The organism is Prauserella sp. PE36 (assembly GCF_003311655.1).
GTDB classification, from domain to species: Bacteria; Actinomycetota; Actinomycetes; order Mycobacteriales; family Pseudonocardiaceae; genus Prauserella_A; species Prauserella_A endophytica.
Genome location: NZ_QEQT01000049.1, coordinates 25,570 through 37,393, shown reverse-complemented (window position 1 = coordinate 37,393; position 11,824 = coordinate 25,570). Strand labels below are relative to the sequence as shown.

The window sequence follows — 11,824 nt, the reverse complement described above, 5'->3', positions numbered from 1 at the left end:
TCAACGTCAACAGCTCGTGTTCGGAGAGTCGTAACGCCCCGGCGGCCACGTCCCGCTCCAGGTGCGCCGGGCCGCAGAGTGACCGAGCTGATGGCGGCCCTGAGAGGCGACCCCCGAACGCAGTGAAGGCCACCTTCACTGCGTTGATCAGACACAGCGGCGCGCAGCGCCTCCGTTTGGGTGGCGGGGGGAGACGGGTGGGCGCAGGCATGGTGGCCTTCACTGCGGTTGGGGCGTGGGTCAGCGGCCCTGGTTGGCGACCGCGGCGGCGGCCTCCTTGGCGGCCTCGGGGTCGAGGTAGGCGCCGCCGGGGTTGGTCGGCTTGAGGTCGGCGTCGAGGTCGTAGCGCAGCGGGATGCCGGTGGGGATGTTGAGGCCGGCGATGTCGCTGTCGGAGATGCCGTCGAGGTGCTTCACCAGCGCACGCAGCGAGTTGCCGTGCGCGGCGACCAGCACGTTCTTGCCTGCGCGCAGGTCGGGCACGATCGCGGAGTCCCAGTAGGGCAGCATCCGCGCGACCACATCCTTGAGGCACTCGGTCAGCGGCATCTCACCGCCGAGGCCCGCGTAGCGCGCGTCGCCGTCCTGGCTGTACTCGCTGCCGGGCTCGATCGGCGGGGGCGGGGTGTCGTAGGAGCGGCGCCAGAGCATGAACTGCTCCTCGCCGTACTCGTCGAGGGTCTGCTTCTTGTTCTTGCCCTGCAGCGCGCCGTAGTGCCGCTCGTTGAGCCGCCAGTCGCGCTTCACCTCGATCCAGTGCCGGTCGGCCACGTCGAGCGCGATGTTGGCGGTCGAGATGGCCCTCCGCAGCAGAGACGTGTGGACGATGTCGGGCAGCAGACCCGTCTCCGCGAGCAGCTCACCGCCGCGGCGAGCCTCGCCCTCGCCCAGCTCGGACAGCGGCACGTCGACCCAGCCCGTGAACAGGTTTTCCGCGTTCCACGTGCTCTGCCCGTGTCGCAGCAGCACCAGTGTCCCAAGTTCGGCCATGATGCCAAGCCTGCCAGAATGCCGACCGCGCCAGACGGCCTGGCCAGCGCTCTACCGAGAGTGGCACGGGTGAGGGCGGGCTGTTCACTCGTTCGCTAGGCGGATCGCCAACAAGATTTCGGCTGAGTTAACAGTGTCGCGTTGCGTTAACGATACGTCGAAAATTCACCCGATCGGGGTAACCAGTAGTCTTGTGATTACAGTCCCGAGTCTGACAAGTTGACTACCAACCCGCGCGGCCGGAATCCACGCACTCCCCGGCCGTATGCGGGCACAGACGCAGCTCGTCTCCCCCCTGCCGAGCTGCGCCCGCCGGCCCCGTTGGCATCCCCCTCGCCACCGGGTCCACGCGGCGGGAACGTCAGCGGGGCGGCTCGAGTTCGCGACTCCCCCCTCCCTCGAGCCGCTCCGCGACGGGGAGCCCTGCTCGCCGCTTCGCGGCTTCGCTTCTCGCTTCGCCGTTGTACCCGGGGGGCCGAGCCCCCCGGACCCCCACGGTGCGAGCTCCTCACCTTTGGCGCGCGCTGGGCACGGCTTGCTTGGACCAGCAGCGGTTCGTCGGTGAGGGAGCCTGGTCCGCCCGCTGGGCACGGCTTGCTTGGACCAGCGGCGGTCCCCGGTGAGGGAAACCTGGCGCGCCCTGGGCACGGCTGGACCGGCGGCAGTCCGTCGGTGAGGGAGCAGCGGCTGTCAGTCTGTTAGCGAGCCGGGGTGGTGCGGGGTTTCCGGTTCGATGAGGTGTTTGAAGGCCTGGAGGTTGGCCAGCGACTCTCCTCGGGAGACTCGCCAGTCCCACTCGCGCCGGATCGAGCTTGCGAAGCCCATCTCCAGGAGGGTGTTGAAGTCGCCGTCCGCGGCCTCGAGGACCTGGCCCAGCAGCTTGTCCAGCTCGGTTTCGGTGACCGTGTCCAGGCCGAACCTGCCCACCAGGTAGATGTCGCCAACGGCGTCGATCGTGTAATGGACGCCGTAAAGCTTGGCGTTGCGGCGCAGCAGGAAGCGGTAGACCTCCTCGTGCGCCTCGTCGGGCCGCCTGCACACGAACGCCTCGATGGCGAACGAGTGCTCGCGTGCGACGAGCCAGCAGTTGGTCTGCAGCTTCTTCGTGCCGGGCAGGGTGACGAAGTAGACGCCGTCGCCCCTGCGGTCGTAGGTGAGCTCAGCGTTGTCGAGCGTGGCCTTGATGGTGTCGTCCACGGTCATACGGCCACTCCGAGCGCGGCCTGCTGGAAGGCGCTCGTCGCCTCGGCGTAGGCGTCGAGCAGCGCGTCGGTCGAGCGCTGCCAGGCGAACCGGCTCGCGTGGCTCAGCGCGCCCCTCGACAGCTCCGCGTGCCTGCGTGGGTTCAATGCGACCTCCTGCAGCGCGCCGGCCCAGTCCTGCGCCCGGTGCGAGGGCACCAGCAGCCCGGACACGCCGTGGCTCACGGCCACCGGCAACCCGCCCACCTCGGCGGCCACCACCGGTGTTCCGCACGCCTGCGCCTCCAGCGCGACGAGCCCGAACGACTCGTTGTAGCTCGGCACCGCCACCACGTCGGCGGCCCGGTAGACGTCCACGAGCGCGTCGCCGGCCTGTGGCGGCAGGAAGCGGGTCAGGTCGGCGATGCCGAGGGTGTCCGCCAGCTCCTTGAGCGCCTGCGGCTGCTCCAGCCCCGTGCCCGAAGGGCCTCCCGCGACCAGCACGACGAGCCGGTCGCGCAGGGCGGGGTCGCGGTCCAGCAGTTCGGCGGCGGCACGTAGCAGCACGTCCGGCGCCTTCAGCGGCTGGATGCGGCCTGCGAAGGCCAGCACCACGGCATCGCGGGGCAGGCCGAGCGCGTCGCGGGCCCGCGCTCGCGAGCCCGGCCGGAACCGCTCCAGGTCCACGCCCGGCGAGACGGTGCTCACCGTTCCCGGATCGGCGTCGTAGAGCTCGATGAGCTGGCTGGCCTCGACGTCGGTGTTGACCACGAGCCGGTCGGCCTCGGCCACCACCTGCTCCTCGCCGATCACCCGCGTGCGCGGCTCCGGCGAGTCACCGTCGGCGAGCGCCGCGTTCTTGACCTTCGCCCACGTGTGGGCGGTGTGCACGAGCGGCACGCCCCAGCGGTCCCGCGCGAGCCAGCCGACCTGTCCGGACAGCCAGTAATGCGAGTGGATCAGGTCGTAGTAGCCGGGCTCGTGGAAGGCCTCGGTGCGCAGCACGCCCGACGTGAACGCGCACAGCTGCGCGGGCAGCTCACCGCGTTCGAGCGGCTCGAACGGCCCCGCCGGGATGTGCCGCACGAGCACGCCGGGAGCCAGTTCGGCGATCGGTGGCTGGTCGGAGGAGGTGGCGCGGGTGAAGACCTCGACGCTCACCCCTCTGCGGGCCATCTCCACGGCCGTCTGCGTGATGTAGACGTTCATCCCACCCGCGTCGCCGGTTCCCGGCTGCTCCAACGGCGAGGTGTGCACGGACAGCACCGCGACCCGGCGCGGCAGCGATGCCGTCCGGTACCAGGAGATCGTCACCGAATCACCTTTCTGTCCGGGCGTCGGCGGACGCCCGCTGCTCGGCGAAGGAGAGCAGGCTCGTGTTGAACTCCTCCGCGGCCTCGACGAACGGTAAATGGCCTACACCATGAAAAGAACGCGAATCGGCCCCCGGTATCTTCCCCGCCGCGTACTCACCGGCGCGCGGGTCCACCACGGCGTCGTCGGTGCCGTGCACCACCAGCGTCGGGACGTCGACCGACGACAGCACGTCCGCGCTGTCGACGTCGCGCCGGAACAGCGCGCCGCGCACGGCGGGCGGCACGGCGAGTGCCGTGCCGAGCAGCGCCTGGGCCAGCGGACCCGGCACCTCCCTCGCGGCCATGCCCTCGCTGAAGGCGGTCAGCGCGGGTAGCGCGACGGCGAGGTCGTCGGACAGTGCGGCCGGCAGCGCGGCCCGCATGGCGGGCCCGACGAGGCCGCCGGGGTGGTTCCTGCCGATCTCGGTGATCGCGCCGACGAGCACGATGCCCGACAGGCCGCGAGTGCCGTGGACGCGCAGATAGTCGGTGATCACCAGCCCGCCGTAGGACCAGCCGACCACCACAGCGGGCTCGCCCGCGAAACGCAGCACCGAAGCGAGGTCGCCCGCCCACGTCGCCGGGTCGTCGAAGCCGCCGTGCGGCACGTCTGACGAGCCGTGTCCGCGCAGGTCCATGGCGACGAGCCGGAAGCGTCTGCGCAGCTCGGGGTCGGCGAACTGCAGGTCCCACGCACTGGCCGACTGCGCCCAGCCGTGCACGAACAGGATGGCGGGCGCGCTCTCGTTGCCCTCGACACGCACGCCGATGCGGACGCCACTGGCGCCGACGACCTCGGTTCTCATGCGTACTTGTCTACATGGGTGGCCCCAGCGCTGGTCTGGCAACCCACTGCCGTCGCGAGCGGGGCGCAGCAGGCACCGGGGCTGCCAGGCCAGCCCTCAGAGGGCCGACATGGACTTCCAGGTCTCCCAGTCGAGCAGCCAGTCCATCACGTCCGACGTGGTGGGGAAGTTCGCCTTCGAGCCGGTGACCTCCACCGGGTCGCCGATCAGGGCCGAGTCGAAGTAGGCCTTGGCGTCGGCCTCCAGCAGGTTGATGCAGCCGTGCGAGGTGTTGGCCCTGCCGATGTTGGCGCGGTTCTCCTCGTTCTCGTGGATGTACTCGCCGTGGTTGGAGATCCGGCAGCACCACTTCTTCTCGAGGTCGGTGTAGCCGTAGCGCTCGTTGTCGAAGATCGACGTCGGCTCCCTGGTCATGACGATCACGGTGCCGTTGGGGGTGTTGAGGTTCGGGTCGGCGTCCCTGCCGTTGCTGCACGGGTAGTTGGCGACCTCGTTGCCGTCGCGGTAGACGCGCATGCGGTGCTCGGGGGTGTGGACCTTCACCACCTGGTTGCGGCCGATGGTGAACGTGGTGGTGACGTCGGCCTTGCCGTAGGCGCCGTTGCCGTAGTGCACGCCGTAGAGCTTCGCGCTGACGTTGACCTGAGTGTTGGCAGGCCAGTACTCCCTCGGCCGCCAGTCCACCTGTCGGTCGGACAGCCACGCCCACGCGCCCTCGACGTCGGTGGACGTCTCCACCGTGAGCGCGCGCTGCGCGGCGGCGCGGTCGGTGATGGCCTCGGCGAACTTGACGCTGATCGGCATGGCGACGCCGACCTCGGCGTGGTCGACGGGGTTCAGCGTGGCCCGCACCTCCTTGGCGGGGGTGACGGTGGCGAAGCTGCCGGTGAGCTCGGCGGTCTTGTTGTCGCTGCCCCTGGCCTTGGCCGAGTAGGTGTAGGTCTTGCCGTAGCCGAGCGGCTCCGCGCTCGTCCACGTGGTCTTCTCGGGGTTCAGCTCGCCCTTCACCTCGGCGCCTTCGGCGTTGGTCAGCTTCACCTCCGTGAGCGTGCCCTCCTTCACGGTGACCGTGACCGGTTTCACGACGGAAACGTCCTTGGCGTCGACGGCCGGATCGGCGGTCAGCCGAGCCTTGGGCGGCACGTGCGCCTGGTTGACCTCAGCCGTCCCGCCTGTCTGCCCCGAGCAGGCCGCGAGCAGTCCGGCCGAGCCCGCTGCCATCGCGGCTCTGAAGACCGTGCGCCGTTCGATCACCTGTCATCCTCCTGTTGCACCCGCTGGAGAAACCGCGCGTGAGCTGTCCAACGTTACCTGGCAGCATGCACCCCATGAGCACGCGAACCGCTGTCATCACCGGAGCCAGCGCCGGCATTGGCGCGGCGACCGCAAGGGCACTGGCCAAGGCCGGTTTCCACGTCGTACTCGGCGCGCGGCGGCTCGACCGGCTGCGGTCGCTGGCCGCGGAACTCTCCGGGACCGCACATCAACTGGACGTCACAGACGCGGAGTCCGTTGCCTCGTTCGTCGCCCAGATCCCAGAGTGCCACGTGCTCGTCAACAACGCCGGTGGCGCGCGTGGGCTCGAACGCGTCGAAGCCGCCGACGAGGAGCACTGGCGCTGGATGTGGGAGACCAACGTGCTCGGCACTCTGCGCCTGACGAAGGCGCTGCTGCCGAAACTGGTGGCCTCCGGCGACGGGCACGTGCTCACGGTGACCTCGGTCGCCGGGCACGAGGTCTACGACGGCGGCGCTGGCTACACCTCGGCCAAGCACGCGCAGTCGGCGCTGCACCGGACGCTGCGCTCCGAGCACTTCGGCGAGCCGGTCCGGATCACCGAGATCGTGCCCGGCATGGTGGAAACGGACTTCTCGCTCAACCGCTTCGACGGCGACGCCGAGCGGGCCGGGAAGGTCTACCGGGGCCTGCAGCCGCTGACCGCGGAGGACGTGGCCGACGTGATCGCCTTCGCCGCGACCCGGCCCTCGCACGTCAACCTCGACCAGATCGTCATCAAGCCGAGGGCCCAGCTCGACGGCTCCCGCTTCCACCGCACCTGAGCCGCGCCGAGCTCAGAGAGAGCAGTTGATCAGCAGGGGTTCCGGGTGCAGGGTCACGCCGAAGCGGTCACGCACTCCGTCGCGGACCTCGCGTGCCAGTGTGAGCAGGTCGCCGGTGCTCGCGGTGCCCCTGTTGGTGAGCGCGAGCGTGTGCTTCGTCGACAGCGACACCCTGCCGCCGGGGCCCTGGTGCCCCTTGCCGAAGCCGGCCCGCTCGATGAGCCACGCCGCCGACAGCTTCACCCCACCCTGCGCGGGGTACTGCGGCACGGCGGTGTCGGCGCCGACGACCTCGGCGATCCGCGCGAGCACCGCGGAGACGTCGGCGTCGGGGACGATCGGGTTGGTGAAGAACGAGCCCGCGCTCCACGTGTCGTGGTCGGCGGCGTCGAGCACCATGCCCTTGCCCCTGCGCAGCGCGAGTACGGCGTCGCGGGCCGATTCGACGGGCACGCGCGCGCCGATGTCGACGCCGAGCGTGCGGGCCAGCTCGGCGTAGCGAACCGGGGCCGAGAGGCCGTCGGCACGCAGGGCGAACCGGACGCCGAGGACGATCCCGGCATCGGTGCCCTTGAGCACGCTGGTGCGGTAGGCGAAGCCCAGCTCGGCGGCCGGGATGGTGCTGACCTCGCCGGTGCGCCGGTCGTAGAAGTCGATCGAGTGCAGCACCTCGCTGATCTCGCAGCCGTAGGCGCCGACGTTCTGGATCGGCGTCGCCCCCGCCGAGCCGGGGATGCCGGAGAGGCACTCCAGCCCACCTATGCCGTCGGCGACCGTGGCCGCGACGTAGTCGTCCCAGTTCTGCCCCGCTGCCACGCGCTCGCCGTCCCAGCCGGTGGTGGCGATGCGCACCACGGTGCCGTCGAAGCCCTCGTCGGCGATCACCAGGTTCGACCCGCCGCCGAGCAGCAGCAGCGGCTCACCGGCGGCGTCCAGTTCGCGCACTGTGGACACGAGCTCGTCGTCGGTGGTCGCGACCACGAACCGCCGCGCTGGGCCACCGAGCCGCAGCGTCGTGTACCCGCGCAAAGCCTCCTGGGTGACCGTTTCAGCAGCACTCACAACCCGCAACGGTACTGTCCCTGCCATGGCCTCCCGTATCGAGCACCGCGCGACGTTCCCGCACGGCGTCGCCGACGTGCTTGCCGCTCAGTCCGGTGAGGACGCTCTGCGCGCCCGCCTCGCGGAGATCGGCGGCAAGAACGCCACGCTGAAGGATCACACCGTGACCGGCGACGGTGTCCGGTACACCCTGCTGCAGGGCGTCCCCGCCGAGAAGCTGCCGCAGGCCGTGCGCACGATCCACAAGGGCGACCTCGTCGTGCAGCGCGAGCACACGTGGTCGGGCTCGGGCGAGCACTACACCGGCACGATCAAGGCCCACGTCAGCGGGATCCCCGGGGAGATCACCGCGCGCACCGAGCTGACCGCCGACGGCGATGGCGGCAGCGCGCAGCGCACCACCGGCGAGGTCAAGGTCCGCATCCCGTTCGTCGGGGGCAAGCTCGAGGGCTTCATCGCCGAGCAGGTGACGAGCCTGCTCGACAGTGAGGCCAAGTTCACGGCGAAGTGGCTCGCGCGCGAACGCTGATCGGCGCACCGACGCGCGGCACCACCAACCCCAACCGACTTCGCAGGATCGACCGCTGGCTCACCGCCGACGCGGGAGTCGCGCGGGCGCTGGCGGGTGCTGCCGCGCCGTTGGTGGTCGATCTCGGTTACGGAGCCTCGCCGGTGACCACGGTGGAGCTCGCCAAGCGGCTCGGCGCCGCGTTCCCCGGCGTGCGGGTGCTGGGGCTGGAGCTGGATCCCGAACGCGTCGCCGCCGCCGTGCACGCGGCCGATCCGCCCCGGCTGGACTTCCGCCGGGGTGGTTTCGAGCTGGCCGGCACGCGGCCGGTGCTCGTCCGCGCGTTCAACGTGCTGCGCCAGTACGCCGAGCACGATGTGGCGCCGTCGTGGGAGGCCATGCTCACCGGCATCGCCCCCGGCGGGCTGCTGGTGGAGGGCACGTGCGACGAGGTGGGCAGGCTGTGCTCCTGGGTCACCGTCGCGCACGAGGGGCCTCGCTCGCTGACGTTGTCCTGCAAGGTGGACACGCTCGACCGACCGTCCACTGTGGCCGAGCGGCTCCCGAAGGCGCTCATCCACCGGAACGTGCCCGGTGAGCGCGTGCACGACTTCCTGTCCACACTGGACGCCTGCTGGGACACCGCGGCACCCTTCGGCGCGTTCGGCGCGCGGGCGCGCTGGACCGAGTCGGTGCGGCTGCTGCGGGAACGCGGCTGGCCCGTGCTCGGCCGCCGGGACCGCTGGCGGCTCGGCGAGCTGACCGTGCCCTGGTCTTCCGTCGCACCGGGCGGCCACACGGAAGTAGGTAGGGCCAGCAGGTAGGGGCTGCCCTGAGTTGTCCCTGAGATTGCTCTCAGGCTCTGTTCACCCGCGATCACGGGTGCCAGTCTCGATCACCTGGAGGGGGTCGCCGAGCGGCCACTCGGCGACCCCCGAAGACATGAGCACCCCGTGCGGCTGAGCGCTGTCCACGCGCCGAACGGGGTCCCTTCGCGACGAACGGAGACACCCATGCCCTCGCTCTCCACGGTACCGAGAACGGCCTACGCGGCCTCGATCGCGCACACGCCGGAGCAGATCCGTGCCGCGCAGCGCCTGCGCACCACCGTGTTCGGCGGTGAGCTGGGAGCGACGCTGCCGTGCGGGCTCGACACCGACTCCTTCGACGACGTCTGCGACCACCTGATCGTCGAGCACGAGCCGACCGGCGAGGTCGTGGGCACCTACCGGCTGCTGCCGCCCGGACGCACCGACCGGCTCTACTCGGCCGGCGAGTTCGACGTCGAGAACCTCGACCCGCTGCGTGGCTCGCTGGTCGAGGCGGGGCGCTCGTGCGTGCACCCGGACCACCGCGGCGGAGCAGTGATCAACCTGATGTGGTCGGCGCTCGCGCGGTACACGCTGCTGTCGGGGCACCGCTACCTCGCGGGCTGCGCGTCGGTGCCGCTCGCCGACGGCGGCCGCGCCGCGTCGGCGACCTGGCGAATCGCCGAGGAAAGGCACGCCGCGCCCGCCGAGTACCGCGTGCAGCCGCACCGGCCGTGGATGCCCGCCGAAGGCGTCGACCGGCCGACCTACGCCCTGCTGCCGCCACTGCTGCGCGGCTACCTGCGGCTCGGGGCGTGGGTGTGCGGGCCGCCCGCCCACGACCCGGAGTTCGGGGTCGCCGACTTCTTCGTGCTGCTGCCGCTGGACCGGGTGGACGAGCGCTACCTGCGTTACTTCCTGGGAGACGGCCGGTGAACCCGTGGCGCGCGAATTCACCATGCTCTCCACACTGCGTCACCCACCAACGTCCGCCGGTGACCACGATGGAAGCCGTGGGCAGGAGTGTGGCGCTGGCGGGCTCGCTGGCGAGGGGCGGGGAACTCCGCGGACGGGCCAGAGCGGTGCTGAACGCGCTCGACGTCACGCTCGACGCCGACGAAGGGCCGCTGCACGTTCCCGGCCCCGTCGGCACGCTGATCGTCGCCAACCACGTGTCGTGGCTCGACATCGTGGGCCTGCTGGCCGTCGAGCCCGCCGCTTTTCTCGCCAAGCGCGAGGTGGCGGGCTGGCCGCTGGTCGGCGGGCTGGCCCGGCGCCTGGACACGCTGTTCGTGGATCGCTGGGCCCTGCGCGGCCTGCCGGAGAGCGTCGACGCCGTGGCGGCGCGGCTGCGGGAGGGCCGCTCGGTGGCGGTGTTCCCCGAGGCCACCACGTACTGCTCCGAGCCGGGCGGGCCGTTCCGGCGTGCGGTGTTCCAGGCCGCACTCGACGCGGGCGCGCCCGTGCGGCCGGTGACGCTGACCTACCTCCAGGGCGGGGAGCCCAGCACGGTCGCGGCGTTCGTTGGCGACGACACGCTCGCCCGCTCCATCGGCCGGGTCGTGAAGGCGAGCGAGTTGACCCTGCGGGTGCGGGCACATCCCGCGCTGGCTCCTGAGGGCGACCGGCGGGAACTCGCGGCGCGGGCGCGGCGGGCGGTGCTCGCCGCGGAGCCCGCCCATGTTTGAGCTGCTCGACCGCCTCACGGCGATGCTGCAGGCGCAGCTCGACTCGCCGTGGCTCTGGCTGATCATCTTCGTGGTGGCGGGGCTGGACGCGCTCCTGCCGTTCATGCCGAGCGAGACCACGGTGATGACGGTCGCGGTGCTGCTGGGCCCCGACCTTCCCGGGCTTGCCGTGCTCACCGTGGTCGCCGCGACGGGAGCGTGGGCGGGCGACCTGCTCGGCCACGGCATCGCCCGGCGCGCGGGACCGGGGACGCTGCGCCGGCTGCAACGCAACGAGCAGGGGCGACGGCGCTACGAGTGGGCGAAGGAGAAGGTGCACCGCCACGGCACGGTGCTCATCGTCGCGGGGCGCTACCTGCCGGGCGGCCGGGTCGCCTCCGCGCTGGCCACGGGCAGCCTGCGCTACCCGCTCGGCCGCTTCGCGGTGCTCGACGCCATCGGCGTCACGGTGTGGGCGGTCTACAGCGTGCTGGTCGGCTACCTCGGCTCCGCGCGGTTCGCGGACGAGCCGGTGAAGGGCCTGCTGTTCGCCTTCGGTATCGGACTGCTCGCGGTCGGGTGCGTCGAGCTCGGGCGACGGCTAGTCTCTCGCCGTGGAGTACGCGGAGTACCTCGCGGCGATCGAGACCCACAGCGACGGCCTGCGGGCCGCCGCGGTCGAGGCCGGACCGGACGCCCCGGTGCCGTCCTGTCCGAAGTGGACGGTGAGGCGGCTGGTGCGACACATCGCCAGGGTGCATTCCTGGGTGGTCGCCGCGATGGCGGATCCGAGCGGTGAGCACGTCCGCGCCGGGACCCCGCCCGACGGGTGGGAGCCGCTGCTGGCCTGGTGGGACGAGCGGCGAGCCGAGCTGAGGGCCGCGTTCGACACGCCCGCGGACACCCCCGCGTGGCAGCCGTTCCCCTCCTATGACCCGGTGGTGGCGTCGTGGGCACGGCGGCAGGCCCACGAGGCCGCGATGCACCGCGTGGACGCCGAGCTGGCACTCGGCAGGCAGACGGTGCCGTTCCCGCCCGGGTTCGCCGCCGACGGCGTTGACGAGCTGCTGACCATGCTCGTGTACCGACGGGCAGACTGGAGCGAGTTCACCGCCAAGGGCTCGGTGCTGGTGCACGCCGAGGACGCGGGCAGGCTGTGGTCGGTCCGGCTGGCGCCCGGCGAGGCGCCGCAGTACAGCGCTGGTGCCGAGCAGCCGTTCGAGCCCGCCCTGACGGTCGAGGGCACCGCCGACGAGGTGTACCGGGCACTGTGGCGCAGGCCGAGTGCGGCGAAGGTCACCGGCGAGACCGCTCTACTGGAGCCGCTCACGCCGCCGTGAGGGCGAGGGGCGACAATGGGAAGCCGTGCCTGACTCCCGCCAGTAT

At 71.5% G+C, this 11,824-nt stretch carries 12 protein-coding genes and 1 pseudogene; 7 read left to right on the top strand and 6 right to left on the bottom strand.

All coding sequences use genetic code 11. The annotated features are described in order from the left end of the window. Positions 1–240: 240 nt before the first annotated feature. The 5 genes from DI005_RS10330 to DI005_RS10310 all read right to left on the bottom strand — a co-directional run bounded on the left by DI005_RS10330 (position 241) and on the right by DI005_RS10310 (position 5,586). On the bottom strand, positions 241–990 hold the full coding sequence (locus tag DI005_RS10330) for a phosphoglyceromutase (protein WP_113641982.1): 750 nt from the start codon (positions 988–990) through the stop codon (positions 241–243). Positions 991–1,680: 690 nt separating this feature from the next. Beyond that, on the bottom strand, positions 1,681–2,193 hold the full coding sequence (locus tag DI005_RS10325; RefSeq protein ID WP_112266429.1) for a YbjN domain-containing protein: 513 nt from the start codon (positions 2,191–2,193) through the stop codon (positions 1,681–1,683). After that, positions 2,190–3,485 carry a D-inositol-3-phosphate glycosyltransferase gene (gene mshA / locus DI005_RS10320; RefSeq protein WP_113641981.1) on the bottom strand — a complete coding sequence of 432 codons (1,296 nt, stop codon included), beginning with the start codon at positions 3,483–3,485 and terminating at the stop codon, positions 2,190–2,192. Before mshA ends, DI005_RS10325 begins: the two co-directional genes overlap by 4 nt. A gap of 4 nt (positions 3,486–3,489) precedes the next feature. Next, on the bottom strand, positions 3,490–4,332 hold the full coding sequence (locus DI005_RS10315; protein ID WP_113641980.1) for an alpha/beta fold hydrolase: 843 nt from the start codon (positions 4,330–4,332) through the stop codon (positions 3,490–3,492). A 96-nt stretch (positions 4,333–4,428) separates the two neighbouring features. Beyond that, complete coding sequence (locus tag DI005_RS10310) at positions 4,429–5,586, bottom strand: Ig-like domain-containing protein (RefSeq protein WP_112266423.1); 1,158 nt, start codon at positions 5,584–5,586, stop codon at positions 4,429–4,431. Positions 5,587–5,660: 74 nt separating this feature from the next. On the opposite strand from DI005_RS10310, the gene DI005_RS10305 reads away from it, so the two are divergent. Next, a complete protein-coding gene (locus DI005_RS10305; protein ID WP_112266812.1) occupies positions 5,661–6,392 on the top strand; it encodes an SDR family oxidoreductase in 732 nt (243 codons plus the stop codon). A 12-nt stretch (positions 6,393–6,404) separates the two neighbouring features. On the opposite strand, the gene DI005_RS10300 is transcribed toward DI005_RS10305, so the two are convergent. Further along, entirely contained in the window at positions 6,405–7,454 is a 1,050-nt protein-coding gene (locus DI005_RS10300; protein WP_199542712.1) for a UDP-N-acetylmuramate dehydrogenase, read from the bottom strand. Positions 7,455–7,479: 25 nt separating this feature from the next. On the opposite strand from DI005_RS10300, the gene DI005_RS10295 reads away from it, so the two are divergent. The 6 genes and pseudogenes from DI005_RS10295 to DI005_RS10270 form a co-directional block, all read left to right on the top strand. Further along, positions 7,480–7,983, top strand: coding sequence for a DUF2505 domain-containing protein (locus tag DI005_RS10295; protein ID WP_113641978.1), 504 nt, complete (start codon positions 7,480–7,482; stop codon positions 7,981–7,983). Continuing rightward, the gene (locus DI005_RS10290; protein ID WP_113641977.1) at positions 7,962–8,786 is read left to right on the top strand and encodes a class I SAM-dependent methyltransferase; all 825 of its coding nucleotides are present in this window, start codon (positions 7,962–7,964) and stop codon (positions 8,784–8,786) included. Before DI005_RS10295 ends, DI005_RS10290 begins: the two co-directional genes overlap by 22 nt. A gap of 189 nt (positions 8,787–8,975) precedes the next feature. Then, positions 8,976–9,707: a GNAT family N-acetyltransferase gene (locus DI005_RS10285; protein ID WP_112266415.1), complete on the top strand. Its 732-nt coding sequence runs from the start codon at positions 8,976–8,978 to the stop codon at positions 9,705–9,707. A gap of 68 nt (positions 9,708–9,775) precedes the next feature. Continuing rightward, positions 9,776–10,459 carry a 1-acyl-sn-glycerol-3-phosphate acyltransferase gene (locus DI005_RS10280; protein WP_199542722.1) on the top strand — a complete coding sequence of 228 codons (684 nt, stop codon included), beginning with the start codon at positions 9,776–9,778 and terminating at the stop codon, positions 10,457–10,459. Next, entirely contained in the window at positions 10,452–11,237 is a 786-nt protein-coding gene (locus DI005_RS10275; RefSeq protein WP_113641976.1) for a DedA family protein, read from the top strand. Before DI005_RS10280 ends, DI005_RS10275 begins: the two co-directional genes overlap by 8 nt. Then, positions 11,134–11,778 (top strand): annotated as a pseudogene (locus DI005_RS10270) (maleylpyruvate isomerase family mycothiol-dependent enzyme); the annotation flags it as partial. The gene DI005_RS10275 and the pseudogene DI005_RS10270, both read left to right, overlap by 104 nt. Positions 11,779–11,824 lie beyond the last annotated feature (46 nt).

Excerpts from the sequence above, each read along its gene's own strand:
- DI005_RS10275 (WP_113641976.1), top strand. The coding sequence starts at position 10,452 with ATGTTTGAGCTGCTCGACCGCCTCACGGCGATGCTGCAGGCGCAGCTC.
- DI005_RS10305 (WP_112266812.1), top strand. The coding sequence starts at position 5,661 with ATGAGCACGCGAACCGCTGTCATCACCGGAGCCAGCGCCGGCATTGGC.
- DI005_RS10295 (WP_113641978.1), top strand. The coding sequence starts at position 7,480 with ATGGCCTCCCGTATCGAGCACCGCGCGACGTTCCCGCACGGCGTCGCC.
- DI005_RS10325 (WP_112266429.1), bottom strand. The coding sequence starts at position 2,193 with ATGACCGTGGACGACACCATCAAGGCCACGCTCGACAACGCTGAGCTC.
- DI005_RS10280 (WP_199542722.1), top strand. The coding sequence starts at position 9,776 with ATGGAAGCCGTGGGCAGGAGTGTGGCGCTGGCGGGCTCGCTGGCGAGG.
- DI005_RS10285 (WP_112266415.1), top strand. The coding sequence starts at position 8,976 with ATGCCCTCGCTCTCCACGGTACCGAGAACGGCCTACGCGGCCTCGATC.
- DI005_RS10330 (WP_113641982.1), bottom strand. The coding sequence starts at position 990 with ATGGCCGAACTTGGGACACTGGTGCTGCTGCGACACGGGCAGAGCACG.
- DI005_RS10315 (WP_113641980.1), bottom strand. The coding sequence starts at position 4,332 with ATGAGAACCGAGGTCGTCGGCGCCAGTGGCGTCCGCATCGGCGTGCGT.